This is a genomic window from Vibrio marisflavi CECT 7928 (assembly GCF_921294215.1).
Lineage (GTDB): Bacteria > Pseudomonadota > Gammaproteobacteria > Enterobacterales > Vibrionaceae > Vibrio > Vibrio marisflavi.
This window is the reverse complement of the sequence record NZ_CAKLDM010000002.1, coordinates 1818800-1835522: the sequence shown is the minus strand read 5'-3', so window position 1 is coordinate 1835522 and position 16723 is coordinate 1818800. Positions and strand designations below refer to the sequence as shown.

Annotated in this window: 18 protein-coding genes; 17 read left to right on the top strand and 1 reads right to left on the bottom strand. The window is 44.0% G+C overall.

The window, feature by feature from the left end; all coding sequences use genetic code 11:
- The first annotated feature begins 19 nt into the window (after positions 1 to 19).
- The 17 genes from L7A31_RS15160 (at position 20) to L7A31_RS15080 (ending at position 15194) form a co-directional block, all read left to right on the top strand.
- Complete coding sequence (locus L7A31_RS15160; RefSeq protein ID WP_237362613.1) at positions 20 to 739, top strand: protein phosphatase CheZ; 720 nt, start codon at positions 20 to 22, stop codon at positions 737 to 739.
- 9 nt (positions 740 to 748) lie between these two features.
- A complete protein-coding gene (locus tag L7A31_RS15155; protein ID WP_237362612.1) occupies positions 749 to 3049 on the top strand; it encodes a chemotaxis protein CheA in 2301 nt (766 codons plus the stop codon).
- 26 nt (positions 3050 to 3075) lie between these two features.
- Positions 3076 to 4188 carry a protein-glutamate methylesterase/protein-glutamine glutaminase gene (locus L7A31_RS15150; RefSeq protein ID WP_237362611.1) on the top strand — a complete coding sequence of 371 codons (1113 nt, stop codon included), beginning with the start codon at positions 3076 to 3078 and terminating at the stop codon, positions 4186 to 4188.
- A 10-nt stretch (positions 4189 to 4198) separates the two neighbouring features.
- On the top strand, positions 4199 to 4978 hold the full coding sequence (locus L7A31_RS15145) for a ParA family protein (protein WP_237362610.1): 780 nt from the start codon (positions 4199 to 4201) through the stop codon (positions 4976 to 4978).
- Positions 4968 to 5984 (top strand): chemotaxis protein CheW, encoded by a 1017-nt coding sequence (locus L7A31_RS15140; RefSeq protein WP_237362609.1) that lies wholly within the window; start codon positions 4968 to 4970, stop codon positions 5982 to 5984. The genes L7A31_RS15145 and L7A31_RS15140 overlap by 11 nt, the downstream gene beginning before the upstream one ends.
- Positions 5985 to 6018: 34 nt before the next feature.
- Positions 6019 to 6513 carry a chemotaxis protein CheW gene (locus L7A31_RS15135; RefSeq protein ID WP_237362608.1) on the top strand — a complete coding sequence of 165 codons (495 nt, stop codon included), beginning with the start codon at positions 6019 to 6021 and terminating at the stop codon, positions 6511 to 6513.
- Positions 6513 to 7007 carry a DUF2802 domain-containing protein gene (locus tag L7A31_RS15130; RefSeq protein WP_237362607.1) on the top strand — a complete coding sequence of 165 codons (495 nt, stop codon included), beginning with the start codon at positions 6513 to 6515 and terminating at the stop codon, positions 7005 to 7007. Before L7A31_RS15135 ends, L7A31_RS15130 begins: the two co-directional genes overlap by 1 nt.
- Before the next feature lie 193 nt (positions 7008 to 7200).
- The gene (gene ccmA, locus L7A31_RS15125; protein WP_237362606.1) at positions 7201 to 7821 is read left to right on the top strand and encodes a cytochrome c biogenesis heme-transporting ATPase CcmA; all 621 of its coding nucleotides are present in this window, start codon (positions 7201 to 7203) and stop codon (positions 7819 to 7821) included.
- Between the two features lie 3 nt (positions 7822 to 7824).
- On the top strand, positions 7825 to 8493 hold the full coding sequence (gene ccmB / locus L7A31_RS15120) for a heme exporter protein CcmB (RefSeq protein WP_237362605.1): 669 nt from the start codon (positions 7825 to 7827) through the stop codon (positions 8491 to 8493).
- Positions 8494 to 8639: 146 nt separating this feature from the next.
- Entirely contained in the window at positions 8640 to 9395 is a 756-nt protein-coding gene (locus L7A31_RS15115; RefSeq protein ID WP_237362604.1) for a heme ABC transporter permease, read from the top strand.
- Positions 9395 to 9601 carry a heme exporter protein CcmD gene (ccmD, locus tag L7A31_RS15110; protein WP_237362603.1) on the top strand — a complete coding sequence of 69 codons (207 nt, stop codon included), beginning with the start codon at positions 9395 to 9397 and terminating at the stop codon, positions 9599 to 9601. Before L7A31_RS15115 ends, ccmD begins: the two co-directional genes overlap by 1 nt.
- On the top strand, positions 9598 to 10083 hold the full coding sequence (ccmE, locus tag L7A31_RS15105) for a cytochrome c maturation protein CcmE (RefSeq protein ID WP_237362602.1): 486 nt from the start codon (positions 9598 to 9600) through the stop codon (positions 10081 to 10083). Before ccmD ends, ccmE begins: the two co-directional genes overlap by 4 nt.
- Positions 10080 to 12053: a heme lyase CcmF/NrfE family subunit gene (locus tag L7A31_RS15100; RefSeq protein ID WP_237362601.1), complete on the top strand. Its 1974-nt coding sequence runs from the start codon at positions 10080 to 10082 to the stop codon at positions 12051 to 12053. Before ccmE ends, L7A31_RS15100 begins: the two co-directional genes overlap by 4 nt.
- Positions 12054 to 12055: 2 nt before the next feature.
- Positions 12056 to 12610, top strand: a complete 555-nt coding sequence (locus tag L7A31_RS15095; protein WP_237362600.1) for a DsbE family thiol:disulfide interchange protein — start codon at positions 12056 to 12058, stop codon at positions 12608 to 12610.
- On the top strand, positions 12607 to 13083 hold the full coding sequence (locus L7A31_RS15090; RefSeq protein ID WP_237362599.1) for a cytochrome c-type biogenesis protein: 477 nt from the start codon (positions 12607 to 12609) through the stop codon (positions 13081 to 13083). The genes L7A31_RS15095 and L7A31_RS15090 overlap by 4 nt, the downstream gene beginning before the upstream one ends.
- Positions 13083 to 14306: a c-type cytochrome biogenesis protein CcmI gene (ccmI, locus tag L7A31_RS15085; RefSeq protein WP_237362598.1), complete on the top strand. Its 1224-nt coding sequence runs from the start codon at positions 13083 to 13085 to the stop codon at positions 14304 to 14306. Before L7A31_RS15090 ends, ccmI begins: the two co-directional genes overlap by 1 nt.
- 96 nt (positions 14307 to 14402) lie before the next feature.
- Positions 14403 to 15194, top strand: a complete 792-nt coding sequence (locus L7A31_RS15080; protein ID WP_237362597.1) for an MlaA family lipoprotein — start codon at positions 14403 to 14405, stop codon at positions 15192 to 15194.
- Positions 15195 to 15259: 65 nt separating this feature from the next.
- Here L7A31_RS15080 and L7A31_RS15075 read toward each other — a convergent pair whose 3' ends face one another.
- Positions 15260 to 16510 (bottom strand): outer membrane protein transport protein, encoded by a 1251-nt coding sequence (locus tag L7A31_RS15075; protein WP_237362596.1) that lies wholly within the window; start codon positions 16508 to 16510, stop codon positions 15260 to 15262.
- Positions 16511 to 16723 lie beyond the last annotated feature (213 nt).

Below are 16723 nucleotides of genomic sequence, written 5' to 3'. Positions count from 1 at the left end.
GCGGAAAGGCCAATTAAGGATGATTTCATTAGAACAGGCAAAACAGCTAGTTGAGCTGTTAGAAAGCGAAAAGCAGCAGGAAGCGGACTCGCTCGTCACGGAGATTTACGAAAGTAAAGTTTCCAGTCCGATGCTTCAAGAGATAGGGACGTTGACTCGTGATTTACACGAATCTCTCAAACAGTTCAGCCTTGACGAAAGAATGAACGAAATAGCCAACGACGAAATTCCCGATGCTCGAGATCGCCTCCAATATGTAATTGATAAAACTGAGGTCGCAGCGAACAAGACTATGGATGCTGTTGACCGCTGTATGCCCATTGCAGACAACTTGCATGAAGGGCTTTTAAAAGTACGTCCTCAGTGGAACGAATTAATGAAGGGGCGTATCGAATTAGCGGAATTTAAGGCTTTATGTCACCGGATAGATGGCCTATTAGGGCAGGTTGAAGGTGATAGCTCCGAATTAAGGGGGCAACTAACAGAAATTCTGATGGCTCAAGACTTCCAAGATTTGACTGGGCAGATAATAAGCCGAGTGATTACTTTGGTTAATGAAGTGGAAGGACGATTAGTTGAAATACTCACAGTATTTGGAGCGAGCCAACTAGAAGAATCGGCAGGGAAGAATAAAGCTTCTACTGAAGCAGAGGGACCTATTCTAAATCCTCACGAAAGAGCCGATGCGGTTTCATCACAAGACGAAGTCGATGACTTGCTGTCGAGTCTTGGTTTTTAGGGGAAGTGTATGAGCTACGATTTAGACGAAGACATTCTTCAGGACTTTTTAGTTGAGGCGGGTGAAATTCTTGAGCTGTTATCCGAGCAATTAGTTGAACTAGAAAATAACCCAGAAGACAAAGATCTTCTTAACGCTATCTTCCGTGGATTTCACACCGTTAAAGGTGGTGCAGGGTTTTTGGCTTTAACTGAGCTAGTTGATACTTGCCATGGTGCTGAGAACGTGTTTGATATTCTTCGCAATGGGCAAAGGTCGGTGACGGCTGGTTTGATGGATACCATGCTGCAAGCGCTTGATACTGTTAATGAACAGTTCCAAGCAGTGCAAGAGCGAGAAGAGTTAACACCAGCAGACCCTGCATTGTTAGAAGAGTTACACCGTTTATGTAAACCTGAGTCAGAAGACGAGGCAGAGGCTGAAGTAACAGAAGTTGCTGAAGCTGAAGAAGTAGAAGAAACGCCTGAACCCGTAGCTGAGCAACCCGAGCCAGAACCACCACAGCAAAGTGCACCAGAATCAAATGTCGATCCGAATTCAATTGATGAGATCACGCAAGATGAATTTGAACAATTGCTAGATGAATTACATGGTCAAGGCGCAGCACCAGGAAAAGAAGAAGCAGCTAGTGCTCCTGCTGCTACGCCACCTCCATCACCTGCAGCCGCTCCTGATCCAGATAGTGATATCACAGATGATGAATTTGAGAAGCTTCTTGATGAACTCCATGGCTCAGGAAAAGGGCCTTCAGCTGACGGTGCTGAAGCTCCACCTCCACCACCAAAGGCGAGTGCACCTGCAGCAGAAAAACCAGCAGCTGCAGATAAAAAGTCAGCAGCACCTAAAGCCGATGACGGCTTGATGACAGATGATGAATTTGAGCAATTACTTGATGATTTACATGGTTCAGGAAAAGGCCCTTCTCTAGAAGAACAGGCTCAAGCTGCAGCAGATGCAGCGAGTAAACCAGCTGAAGCACCGGCTAAAAAATCTAAGCCTGCTGCGAAACCGAAAGCAGACGCGAAACCCGTCGCGGCAAAAGCACCCGCGAAGGCGCCAGCAAAAGAAAGTGCGAAACCGCCTGCGAAAGCAGATGCTGCTCCACCTGCAGCTCAAGCTAAAAAGCCACAAGCAGAAGCAACCGTTCGTGTCGATACTTCTACGCTCGATATCATAATGAATATGGTTGGAGAGTTGGTTCTTGTTCGGAACAGATTGCTTAGCCTAGGTCTTAATAGTAACGATGAAGAAATGTCTAAAGCCGTATCGAACTTAGATGTAGTTACCGCTGACCTGCAAGGTGCTGTGATGAAAACTCGCATGCAGCCAATTAAAAAGGTATTTGGTCGCTTCCCTAGGGTTGTCCGAGATCTTGCTAGGAGTTTGAACAAAGAGATTAACTTGGAGATGCGAGGTGAGGATACCGACCTTGATAAAAACCTTGTTGAGGCTCTTGCCGATCCGTTGATTCACTTGGTTAGAAATTCAGTCGACCATGGTATTGAAATGCCTGCAGACCGTGTAGCAGCAGGTAAACCTCGAGGTGGTAAGGTCATCTTATCCGCTGCACAAGAGGGGGATCACATAGAGCTGTCTATCGTTGATGACGGCGGAGGTATGGATCCAGACAAGCTGCGCGGTATTGCCGTGAAACGTGGTGTAATGGATGAAGATGCGGCCTCTAGGTTAACCGACAAAGAGTGCTTTAATTTGATATTCATGCCGGGCTTTTCAAGTAAAGAACAAATATCGGATATATCTGGGCGTGGTGTGGGAATGGACGTAGTGAAAACTGCGATTAACACACTAAATGGTTCAATAGATATTGATTCTGAAATGGGTAAAGGAACCAAAATTACCATCAAGGTTCCTCTGACATTAGCGATTTTACCGACTCTTATGGTTGGAGTTGCCGGGAATCCGTTTGCACTTCCACTTGCCAGTGTGAATGAAATATTCCACCTAGATCTAAGCAGAACCAATGTGGTTGATGGACAACTTACCATCATTGTTAGAGAAAAATCGATACCACTTTTCTACCTACAAAACTGGTTAGCGCCACAAGCTGGACTAGTTGAAGCCAGAAAAGGCCACGGGCATGTTGTGATTGTGCAGCTTGGGAGCCAGCGAGTGGGCTTTGTCGTAGATACGTTAATTGGTCAGGAAGAAGTGGTTATTAAACCTTTAGATAACTTATTGCAAGGTACGCCTGGTATGGCCGGAGCTACCATCACGAGTGATGGGCACATAGCTTTGATTTTAGATGTACCAGATTTACTCAAGCAGTACGCTGCTGCCTCAAGAGTGTAGCGTAGACCGTATTAAGAAGGACTTATATGGCGATTAGAGTATTAGTTGTTGATGATTCTAGTTTTTTTCGTCGTCGAGTGAGTGAGATCATTAACTCTGAATCGCGCATGGAAGTGGTAGGTGTAGCAACAAATGGTAAGGAAGCTGTTGAAAAGGCGATAGAGATAAAACCTGACGTCATCACCATGGATATTGAAATGCCGATAATGGACGGCATTACCGCGGTGAAGAAAATAATGGCTCAATCTCCTGTACCAATATTAATGTTCTCGTCTCTTACGCATGAAGGGGCTAAAGCTACTTTGGACGCGCTTGATGCGGGAGCTTTAGATTTCTTACCGAAAAAATTTGAGGATATTGCAAGAAACCGTGATGAAGCAGTCTCATTGCTTCAGCAACGAGTTCTGCAGATTGCGAATAAGCGTACTAGCCTTCGCCGGCCAATATCGCAGCCTCGAACAGCGGTGCAGAAACCCGCGACTTCTACTCGACCTGCTGGTGGAGCCAATGTTGCGGCAAAACCGAAAGAGCAAACTAGGGGGCGCTTTCGCTCCTCAGGTAAAAGCTATAAGTTGACAGCAATAGGCACCTCGACAGGTGGCCCCGTAGCATTGCAAAAAATCTTAACAAAGCTACCAGCTAATTACCCTCACCCGATTGTGCTGATACAGCACATGCCAGCGACGTTTACATCGGCTTTCGCTAGCCGATTAAATAGCTTGTGTAAGATCGAGGTTAAGGAAGCTCAAGATGGAGATATATTAAGGCCCGGCGTTGCTTATTTGGCTCCGGGTGGCAAGCAAATGATGTTTGATGGTAGGCCAGGTTCTACTAAACTCAAAGTCATCGATGGTGGTGACAAAATGAACTATAAACCGTGTGTCGATGTGACTTTTGGCTCCGCGGCCAAAATTTTTTCAGACAAAGTATTGTCAATGATTTTGACAGGTATGGGGGCTGACGGTAGAGAAGGTGCCCGAATGCTTAAATCTGCTGGAGCTACAATTTGGGCTCAGGATGAAGAAAGTTGTGTAGTTTACGGAATGCCGCAAGCTGTAGCTAAGGCGGGTATTTCGTCTGAGGACTTACCTTTGGATCGCATCGCAGAACGTATGTTGGTTGAAGTCGGCCTAACATAGGGGTACAGCAATGATTGTATGGAGTGTTGCAAATCAAAAGGGTGGTGTCGGGAAAACGACAACGACTATCACTCTGGCTGGTTTGTTAAGTAAGCAGGGAAAGCGTGTTCTATTAGTGGATACAGATCCACATGCGTCCCTGACCACTTATCTTGGGTACGACCCTGATAGTGTTTCTAAAAGCCTATTTGATTTATTTCAGCTTAGAGAGTTTTCGGCAGAACTAATCACCCCGTTGATTTGTGATTCCAACGTTGAAGGAATAGACCTTATCCCTGCGCATATGTCTTTGGCAACACTCGATAGGGTGATGGGCAACCGCAGCGGCATGGGCCTTATCTTAAAGCGCTCATTGGAGTGCTTGAGTGAAATATATGATTATGTATTGATTGACTGCCCACCAATTCTAGGTGTGATGATGGTTAATGCTCTTGCAGCTAGTGATCGTATTCTCATTCCAGTGCAAACAGAATTTTTGGCGATGAAAGGTTTAGAGCGAATGATTCGTACTCTTGCCATCATGCAAAAATCTAGAAATGATCCGTTCAAAGTGACGATTGTTCCAACCATGTACGATAAGCGCACCAATGCTTCCTTGCAGACTCTCAGTCAGCTTAAGAAAAACTACCCTGAGCAGGTTTGGAAATCTGCGGTTCCAATAGACACTAAATTTCGTGATGCTAGTTTGAAGCACCTTCCCGTATCTCACTTTGCAGCTGGGAGCCGTGGGGTGTTCGCGTATAAGCAGTTACTTATTTTCTTAGAGAGGTCAGCGTTTGATGAGCAATGACTCTTGGTTATCAAGTGAACAGGCGCTTGATAATTACTTCTCAGCGTTGTTGGATGAGGAGACGGCAGTCATCGAAAAAGACGAGCCGAATAAGGATCATGAACCCACTTTTGAACCTAAACGCCAACCTGTAGCTGAAAGTAGTTATTATGAAGCGCCTCAAGATGAGCCTGAGGTGCCGAACCTTCAAGATGTCGAACGGTTGTTAGAGCAGCTCGAAACAGAAAATATTGTTGATAAGCTCAATCTCGAAGAGATTTTAGAGCAAAATACTGATCAGATCGCTATCAGTAAGCAGCAAGCTCAAAGTAAAACGGAAACAGTTGTCGAACCCGAGCCAGTGATTGAACAAGAGCTGGAGGCCGAAGCTTTTGATAGTGCGATTGAAGAGGTCTATGAAGCTCCGCCAATAGAAGTCGTTGAAGAAGAAACGATAGAAATCATTGAAGAGCAAGTAGCAGCTATTGAGCCCGAAGTTGAAACAGAAGTCGCGCTTGAGCCAGAGCTGGAAGCAGAAACTCGTGAAGTTAAGGAATGGCATAATACCGCTCGTGATGAAAGCTTCCAAGTTCTATATTTTGAAGTCAATGCGATGACTTTTGCCGTACCGCTGGACGAGTTAGGTGGTATACACAAAATCGGTGAGGAACTGAATCATTTACTTGGCCGCCCAGACTGGTATTTAGGGTTACAAACCAACAATGATAGTCAGTTGGATGTCGTTGATACTGCTCGCTGGGTAATGTCTGAAAAACTTCAAGATGAGAGTTATAAGGACGATTATCAGTATATCGTAATGCTTGGCAGCAGTATGTGGGGATTAGCAAGCACTTTATTGAAAGGAACTGAAGTACTCGACTCAGAGAAAGTTCGCTGGCGTGAACAGGCTGGAAAACGCCCTTGGCTTGCTGGAATGGTTAAAGAAAAAATGTGTGCTTTAATACATGTAGAAGCATTGATAGCTATGCTTAATGCAGGGCTAGATGTAAAAGCACTCGAAAAATAGGAAAAATGTCGGTAACGACAAGAGAGGAAAAGGTATGTCTCAAACAAGTGAAGTAGAAGTAAGGAAAGATCAATCCAATGACGAAGTGCTTCAGTGGGTGACGTTCCAATTAGAAGAAGAAACTTACGGTATCAATGTAATGCAGGTCCGTGAAGTTTTACGCTACACAGAAATTGCGCCTGTACCTGGTGCGCCGAATTACGTTTTGGGGATCATTAACCTGCGTGGCAACGTAGTAACAGTTATTGATACACGGTCTCGATTTGGTCTTAGTGACGGCGAAATCACCGACAATACTCGGATTATTGTTATTGAGTCAGAGCGTCAAGTGATAGGTATCTTGGTAGACAGTGTTGCTGAAGTGGTATACCTACGCTCTTCTGAAATTGATACCACGCCGAGTGTAGGTACCGATGAAAGTGCTAAGTTCATTCAAGGCGTCAGCAATCGCGATGGAAAACTACTGATTCTCGTCGATCTAAACAAACTTCTTACTGAAGAAGAGTGGGATGAAATGGCCAGTTTGTAATGAATATTTCGCTTATCACAAGTGCTCCAGTGATCGCTGGAGTAGCAGTCTTGGTTATATTGTTACTGATAGTTGCGATATATAAGCTAAAAGGGCGGCTCACGTCTGTTACAGATGCAACCCGCCAACAGGTTCGTTTGCTCGATAAAGAGTTGAAAAAGTCAAACAAGCAAATTCTTGAAGTGCGCTCCGTGGTAGTCGGCTTAGGCCAACGTGTTAGCGAGCAGCAAGAAATCATCCAGCACCTCAATGAACGGCTTGTAGAACTTGAACAAGAGGACAATGATGGACGGCTTTACTCTAGAGCTACCAAAATGGTTCAGTTGGGTGCTGATGTCGAAGAGCTAATCGAAGAATGTGAGTTGCCTAAGGCAGAGGCAGAACTAATGATGTCATTGCAAAAAAAAATTGCGGGCAAAGAAAAAATCCCACCATTGGAAAGTAGCCCAGAACGGGCTGGAAAAATAAGAAAACGAGCGGCTGGTAGAAAGTAACTCTAAACTTTGTACAGAGCCTTATCCGATAGAAATGATCACCTAGATATCTTATTCTAATTTGATTTTACAAATGCATAACAAATATTAATATGTTCTTACCTTGTTTCGTGATTGAAAGCGGTCGTAGCTACCTGTAGTCCCTTATGGGCTGTGGTAAACTAACACCTTCAATCAATCTACGTAATGGAATATGTTAGACGTAAACAAGCTCACTGTAGTACGTGATGAAAGGGTTCTTTTTGACTCACTTTCATTCTCGATTGATACTGGAGAAATAGTTCAAATAGAAGGGCGCAATGGAGCTGGAAAAACGACTCTGTTGCGAGCTATTGCTGGTTTGAGTGATTGCGATGCTGGTGAAGTTCTGTGGAACAAAGAACCTATCAAAGTTGCTCGCGATAGTTACTATTCAGAACTGATTTTTTTAGGTCATCAAACAGGTATTAAAAAAGACCTAACCGCATACGAGAATTTGCGTTTTTTCCTATCTATCCATTCTTCTCAACTCGTAAGTAAGAACGATATTTATCGCGCGCTAACTCAAGTGGGCTTAGCGGGACGTGAAGACGTTCTTGTTTCTCAATTGTCTGCAGGTCAGCAGCGTAGAGTCGCATTAGCAAGGCTTTGGTTAAGTTCGCAGAAGCTTTGGATATTAGATGAACCGCTTACGGCTATCGATAAACAAGGTGTTAAAGTATTGGAGTCACTGTTTTTGTCTCATGCTAAGAAAGGCGGAATGGTACTTCTTACCACACACCAAGACATGTTTACCGATAATAACAGCTTAAGAAAAATTAGGCTGGGGGACTAAGCAATGATTTCAGCAATGCTTACCGTTATTCGGCGTGAGTTATTAATCGCTTTTCGCAGGCAAGCCGATATTCTAAATCCGCTGTGGTTTTTTATTATTGTTATCACTTTGTTCCCTCTTGGAATAGGTCCTGAGCCAAACTTACTCGCTAGGATTGCACCGGGTATAGTATGGGTAGCTGCATTGTTGGCATCACTACTGTCTCTAGAGAGGTTGTTTCGTGATGATTTCCAAGATGGGTCACTAGAGCAAATGATGCTGACTCCTGTTCCTGTCCCCATCATTGCTATCGCAAAGGTATTGGCTCATTGGATATTAACCGGGTTACCACTTTTAATTATCAGCCCGCTTTTGTCTATTCTACTTTCTTTAGACTTCAATACCTGGCTTGCTGTGGTGTTAACTCTCCTGATAGGAACCCCAACATTGAGCTTTATTGGTGCGATTGGTGTTGCTTTGACTGTAGGGCTGCAAAAAGGTGGAGTATTACTGAGCTTGCTTGTGCTGCCTCTTTACGTGCCTGTTCTCATATTCGCTACTTCAGCAATAGAAGCAGGATCCTTGGGAATGCCATACAGTGGTCAGCTTGCTGTTTTGGGCGCAATGCTGGTCGGCTCCATTACTCTGACCCCTTTTGCGATAGCAGCAGCACTGAAAGTAAGTGTGAACTAGTGTGAATTCTTTGAGGCGAATTGTGACACGATTTTAATGTATAACGTATTTTATTAATTAAGAGTAAATGGACTTCCGAAAACAAGAATAATATATCTCCAATAGATAAGAAGCAGGATGTCCAAGGAAAATAGTGAGTATATGTAATGTGGAAATGGCTTCATCCGTATGCAAAACCAGAATCAGCATTCCAGCTATGTGGGAAAATGCTGCCTTGGTTCTCGGTATTGGCAATTGTGTGCTTAGTAGTTGGAACGGTTTGGGGGCTTGCATTTGCTCCGACTGACTATCAGCAAGGCGATAGTTTTAGAATCATCTATATCCATGTTCCAGCGGCTATTTGGTCGATGGGAGTGTATATGTCTATGGCGATAGCAGCTTTCATCGGTATGGTTTGGCAGCTGCGGATCTCAGACTTAGCGGCCTCGGCCATGGCTCCAATTGGAGCGGTATTTACGTTTATCGCTTTGGTGACAGGCTCTGTGTGGGGCAAACCCATGTGGGGTACATGGTGGGTATGGGATGCTCGCCTGACCTCAGAGCTCATCTTATTGTTTTTATATCTTGGTGTTATTGCCTTATATCACGCATTTGATGACCAAAAAACTGGCGCTAAAGCAGCTGGAATTTTGGCTCTTGTCGGGGTAGTGAATATTCCAATAATTCATTATTCCGTAGAGTGGTGGAACACTCTGCATCAAGGAGCCACGATTACTAAATTCGATAAACCTTCTATTGCCAGCGATATGCTTTGGCCACTTCTATTTAATATATTTGGATTTGCATTTTTCTTTGCCTCTGTAACGTTGATTCGCTTACGTAGCGAGATACTTAGCAAAGAAAGTCATCGGCCATGGGTTGAGAAGCTGGCCTCTGAGAAATTTAGCGAGGTGAGTGAATAATGCATTTTCAAACTGTACATGACTTTCTACAAATGGGTGGCTATGCAGCTTATGTGTGGAGTGCGTTTGGTATCACTTTTAGCGCTTTGCTTCTATTACTACTTTCTAGTATTCGTCAGCAGAGCAAAGTTCTCAAACAAGTAAAAAGTAGGAAGGATCGACTTGCCAGAATTGAAGCTGCAAAAGATTTGGAGAATACGTTATGAACCCACGAAGAAAAAAGCGCTTAGGTATCGTTTTGTCTTTGTTGATCGGGGTAGGAGCGACTGTTGGCTTGATTTTATATGCTCTTAGCCAAAATATGGACTTGTTTTATACTCCAACAGAGTTAGTTCAAGGTAAGCCTGACGGAACGAAGCCAGAAGTAGGACAGCGTCTTAGAATAGGGGGAATGGTTGTCGCAGGTTCGGTAAAGCGTGACCCTAATTCCCTAATGGTTAGTTTCCAGCTAAAAGATGTGGGTCCTGCGGTAACGGTGACTTATAACGGCATTCTTCCTGATCTGTTCCGAGAAGGGCAAGGTATCGTTGCTCAAGGTGTATTGAAAAATGCTAACACAGTTGAAGCGTTTGAAGTACTGGCAAAACACGATGAAGAATACATGCCACCTGAAATTGCGGAAGCTATGCAGAAAAACCATCAACCTTTGAAATATACACAACAACAAACTCAAGGAACTGCTCAATGATTGCTGAAGTAGGTCAGTTTGCATTGATCGTAGCGTTGTCAATGGCTGTACTATTGAGCGTATTGCCTTTGATTGGAGCATCGAAAAACAATGACGTATTAATGGCTACCGCTAGGCCATTGTCGTTTGGTATGTTTGCTCTGATTTTATTGTCATTCTGTATTTTATTATGGGCGTTTTATACCAACGACTTCACGTTACAATACGTCGCCAGCAACTCAAATAGCCAACTACCTTGGTACTACCGCTTAACAGCAGTTTGGGGAGCACATGAAGGTTCATTGTTGCTTTGGGTTTTGATTCAAGCTGGTTGGACAGTTGCTGTTGCTGTATTTAGCCGAGGAATGCCACAAGAGTCAGTGGCACGGGTTCTGGCAATCATGGGCCTAATTAGTGTCGGCTTCCTGTTGTTCATCATCATCACTTCAAACCCATTCATTAGAACACTTCCTTTCTTCCCAGTAGATGGTCGGGATTTGAATCCACTCCTACAAGACCCAGGGCTAATTATCCATCCGCCTATGCTCTACATGGGATATGTTGGCTTTTCGGTCGCTTTTTCGTTTGCCATTGCGTCACTCATGACAGGGCGTTTAGATACAGCTTGGGCACGTTGGTCTAGGCCGTGGACAACAGCTGCTTGGCTATTTTTGACACTTGGCATTGCACTAGGATCATGGTGGGCATATTACGAACTTGGCTGGGGAGGCTGGTGGTTCTGGGATCCTGTAGAAAACGCTTCGTTTATGCCTTGGTTGGCAGGAACAGCGCTCATGCACTCTCTTGCTGTCACTGAAAAACGAGGCACGTTTAAGGCTTGGACGGTATTGCTCGCAATCTCGGCGTTCTCATTGAGCCTACTAGGGACATTCTTAGTCCGTTCAGGGATTCTGGTTTCTGTTCATGCTTTTGCTTCAGATCCGGCGAGAGGAATGTTCATTCTAGCCTTCCTCGTACTGGTGATTGGTGGTTCGCTGTTGCTGTTTGCATTGAAAGGTGGTGCGGTACGAGTACGAGGCAACTTTAGTTTGATTTCTAGAGAAAATGCACTGCTCGGAAACAACGTTATATTGATAGCGGCATTGGTAGTGGTATTGATTGGCACCTTGTTGCCACTTGTGCACAAACAACTTGGATTGGGTTCTGTGTCAATTGGTGCGCCATTTTTCAATATGTTGTTTGCTTGGCTGATGATACCGTTCGCATTATTGCTAGGTATTGGGCCACTAATTAGATGGAAACGAGACGATTTATCTAAGCTGGTTAAGCCATCAATCGTATCTGCTGTTGTTTCGTTGCTTGGTGGCTTTGTATGTGTGTACTTACTAGCAGATAGTTTTAGCGTTATGGCTTACCTTGGCTGGATTATGGCACTGTGGATTATTAGTATGCACGGCTTGGAACTCTATGAGCGAGCGACGCATCGACATACATTCTGGCAAGGTATAACGAAGCTACAGCGCAGCCATTGGTCAATGATGTTAGGACACATTGGTTTGGCAGTAACCGTAATCGGCATAGCAATGGTGCAGAACTACAGTATTGAACGAGACGTTCGTCTAGCACCGGGGGAACATTTCCAGATTGAAGGCTATGACTTCTATTTTGCTGGATTGAGTAACAGAGATGGGCCTAACTATGATGGCTATGTTGCACAATTTGATGTGACTAATAACGGAAAACCAATTAACACATTATACGCTGAAAAACGTTTCTATCGAACCGCAAGGTCCATGATGACTGAGGCTGCTATAGATCGCGGCTTGACTCGAGATCTATATATTGCGATGGGCGAGCGCTTAGATGATGGTAAGTCTTGGGCTGTTCGCATTTACTACAAACCATTTGTACGCTGGATCTGGGCAGGGGCATTGTTTATGGCGATCGGTGGCATTCTTGCTATCAGTGATAAGCGATATCGCTTCAGAAAGAGCTCAGCAAAAATCCGTATTCAAGAGCAGGAGGCATAAAAATGAACAAGAAAATACTGTTTATTCCTCTAGCTGCTTTTTTACTTTTGGTTTTGGTGTTTGCCGTTCAATTGGTACGTAATTCCGATGGAGATGACCCGACTAAGTTAGAGTCAGTGCTGGTAGGAAAACCCGTGCCCAACTTTCACCTAGAAGACTTGGCCGAGCCAGGAAAACTTTATGATCAGAGCATTTTCAAAGGCGAGCCTATGCTTCTCAACGTTTGGGCGACATGGTGCCCAACTTGTTACTCTGAGCATCAATACCTTAACGAACTAGCAGGACAAGGCGTGAAAATAATTGGTCTTGATTACAAAGACCAAAGAGATAAAGCGGTTAACTGGCTAAATAAGCTTGGAAACCCGTATTTGATCAGCTTGTATGATGGTAACGGTATGCTTGGGCTAGACCTGGGTGTTTATGGGGCACCTGAAACTTTCTTCATTGATGCGAATGGTATTATTCGTTATCGCCATATTGGGGATGTAAACCCGACTAATTGGAAGAAAACATTGCAACCGATTTATGAGCAAATGAAAGCGGAGGCAAAATCATGAAAAAATTCTTGATGATTTTATTCGCTACATTGGCCTTTTGCTCAGTAGCTCAAGCCGCTATTGAAGTGTATGATTTCGACAACCAGCAGCAGGAAAAGCAATTCCAAGAGCTCAGCAATACGTTGCGCTGTCCAAAGTGTCAAAACAACACTATTGCTGATTCTAATGCAGGGCTTGCTCAAGACTTACGTCAAAAAGTCTATGTGATGACGAAAGAAGGAAAGTCTAAGGCCCAAATCGTAGACTATATGGTTGCTAGATATGGCAATTTTGTCACCTACAATCCTCCCTTTAACTGGTCAACAGCTATTTTGTGGATTGGCCCAGGCTTTGTGCTTGTATTTGGTTTCACTGTAATAGTGCTAAGGAGCCGAAAAGCTAAGAAGGTGACCCCAGATTCAACATGGGATGAGGATAAAGAAGCGAAACTCAATGAGCTTCTAAACAAAAAACAACACGGAGAGGACGAATAATGGCAATATTTTGGTTTGCTACAGTTGCGATTGTTCTGTTTAGTTGCTTTATCGTCGCTATCCCATTAATGAAAAGCAACTCAAAAGGTGATAGAGCATTAAGGGATGAATTAAACAAAGCGTTTTATAAAGACAGGCTTGGTGAATTGAGCAAAGAAGCAGAGGCTGGCTTAGTTGTCGACCAACAGGAGTTAGTCAGCGACCTCAAACAGTCTTTGTTGGATGATATTCCCGCTAGTCAAAATGGTTCCAAAGGCTCAGGCTTTTCACCTAAAGCTATCCTAGCGCTATCTATGCTTTTTGTTATCGTTGCTTCATACGGAATATATATGTCAGTTGGCGGGCTAAAGCAGGTTCAAGATTGGCAGCAAGTCACTGCCCGTTTACCTGAGCTGTCCAAAAAACTGATGACTGAATCTAGTCAACCGATGACAGAACAAGAGTTGAAGGATCTTAGCTTGGCGTTGCGCACTCGCTTGTATTATCAGCCAGATGATGCGATGGGTTGGCTTCTGCTTGGCAAAATAGGCATCGCCAATCGAGATGCGAATACTGCAGTAGAGGCAATGGAGAGAGCGTACAAAATGAACTCTGCCAGTCCTACTATACAGCTTGGCTATGCGCAGGCATTGATGATGTCTCAAGACGAACAAGATCACGAGAAAGCTCGTGGCTTACTTGAGGGCTTGGTTCGTCAAGGCTATGCCAATTTGCAGGTGTTATCGCTTATAGCGTTTGATGCGTTTGAAAATCAGCAATATACGAGAGCCATTGAATACTGGCAACAGATGCAACGATTGGTCACTCCTGAAGATGCTCGTTACAGCATGTTAGAGCGAAGCATTGCTCTTGCTCAGAAGCAGCTGTCTGGTAGCAAAGTAGTTCATGGTGTTTCGGTGCCAGTGAAGGTATCCCTTGCAAAGGGTGTTTCAGTCAACCCTAACTCTGTTCTAATCGTTTCGGTTCATACTGCTGATGGCTCACCAATGCCTGTTGCAGCAGCGCGTTATCCAGCTACAAAGTTTCCTGTTTCAATCGTGCTTGACGACAGCAATAGCATGATTCAAGGCAGGAAAATATCCGATCTGAAAGACTTGATTGTAAAAGCGAGAATCGACAGCGACGGCAATGTGTCAACTAAGAAAGGCGACTGGTACGGAGAGAGTGAGGTTGTAAAATTGGGCCAACCTATTAATATACTAATAGATAAACAGTTCAAGTAGTTGCTCTATGTATAGCAATCTATAGGTTCTTTCAGGAAATATCTGAAGTTTGTAGGCCGGTTTGTTAACCGGTCTTTGTTTTATGGAAAAAGAATAATGAAGACTCGACGATCCAAAGCGTGGCTGATGCTACTCTTTGTATTCACACTTTCTGGCTGTGCAAGTGGGCCAGATGAAAAGTCAGAAGACTCGACCAATCAACAAGCAGCCTCTGGATCTCATGTAAGTGATCCACTGGAGGGCTTTAACCGCGAGATGTGGGACATTAACTACAACTACCTAGACCCATATATTGTTAGGCCAGTTTCTCTTGCCTATGTACATCATGTTCCTTCTCCAATTCGTACCGGAATCTCGAACTTCCTTTCCAACCTTGATGAGCCTTCTAGCATGATCAACAGTTTGCTAATGGGTAATGGTAAGCAAGCGCTGGCGCACTTTAATCGATTCTGGATTAACTCGACAATAGGTTTGCTCGGTTTGATTGATATTGCTGGTGAAGCCGGTATTACCAATTACGGGGACAGAAGCTTTGGTGATGTGGTAGGCCACTATGGGGTGGGTAATGGTCCTTATGTGATGGTTCCCGGTTATGGCCCATGGACAGTGAGGGAGTCTGCTGACTACGCAGATGATTTATATGCGCCGCTTTCGCTACTCAACATTTGGGCAGCAGTTGGTAAATGGGCACTGCAAGGAATGGAGTCTCGTGCAGCATTGGTTTCACAAGAGCCGATGATCAATAACTCACCAGATCCATATGCGCTAACTCGCGACATGTATATCCAACATCAAAACTTTAAAGCAGAGGTGACCCCACCTCAGACGAAAGATACCTCTGATGATGACGCGCTCATTGATGAGTACATGGATAGCGGATTTCAATAATAATTTGATGAGAAAATAAAGGGCTGAATTATCAGCCCTTTTTAGTGTGAGGAGACCAATTTATATTAGAAAGTGCGGCTATATTGAAGACCCATTAGAATAGCATCAGCATGTGTCACAGCAGTTAAAGATGAGAGCTCAGTACCGCCACTAGTGGTGCTTTCTGATACGTTAACGTCCTTGCCTAGTAAGTATGTAAAGCCGAAGTCGACATTTGATTCTTCATCAATATGATACGTGAAGCCAGTCGAGAACCATTGTCTATCGGAATCAGGTACCGAAATAGAAGTGAGACTGTCTTGTGCGCTCGTGTCATACATGTATCCAGCACGTAGCGTCCAAGTTGAGTTTAGGTAGTAAGTTCCGCCAACAGCATAGTGCCAACCATCTTTCCAATTGTAAGTTTTGATAGGCACTGACAAAGAGCTAGAGTCTAAAGTGTCGAACTCACTCCAATTAATCCACTGGATACTATAGTGCACAGCGAATTCTTGATTTAGTCGATGATAACCAGAAAACTCCGCCATATCAGGTAATTTGAGAGTTACTTCGTCATCTGGATAACTAGTATCAGCATAGGTATCATCACCCTTAGCTTTTACATCTGGTTGGTAGTGGTACGAAAACCCAAACCTGTTTTTGTCATCCAATTCGTAAACTGTACCTATGTTAAAGCCTAATCCAAATCCATCTGCATCAATGTTAGCGACTGTTGTTGGGTAGCTAGGAACTGCTGTCCGTAAAGCATCACTAGATGTGCGCTTTAGCTTTCCATATCCATAGACTATGTCTAAGCCAGCACCAACACTCCAATGCTCATCAATTCTATATGAACCAGCTAGGCCGAGGTTTAAAGTTTTAATTTCTGTAAAGCCGCCATACTCTGAGGCAGTGTAGTTGTCACCAAAATCGGTTTTAGTTCCGAAGTTAGAGTATACATCCACCCCCCAAGCAAACTTGTCGTTGATAGGTACAATTAGATGAATATTTGGTGCGATAGTAGTATCACCGGCGTTGCCATAATTAGCACTTTGGTCTGAGCCAAAGACCGAATAAGTTGCATCCTTAACCTCAATCTTAGAAGTAATAGACTCGAAGCCCATTGAAAATGCAGTTTTATCAAACAATGCCATCGCGGCCGCATTACGAGCCATAACTGAAGCGTTGTCAGCAATTACAGCATCACCTGCAAAGGCTCGCCCTAATCCAGTAGCTGATTGAGCGTTGAGCTGAAATCCAGCAGCGAAAGCTTGCTGAGAAGCAAGGCCGACCATCACTGCTAGTATCGACTTTCTGTAAACACGCATTTTATTCATCGAAGCTTTCCTTTTGTTGTTCAGTTAATTGCACCTCTTCTCGGGTGCTGTGGAGCAAGTGCTCTGAGTTGCCCTAAGTATACTTATTAGAGCTCTGACCACTATAGGTTCGGTGGTCTGATTTAACAAACTGTTAACTTAAATGCAAAAAAGCAATAATTGAATGGTGTTTTTAGAGTTTTGACTCTAAACAGGTGTTTAAAAAAAGCCCGA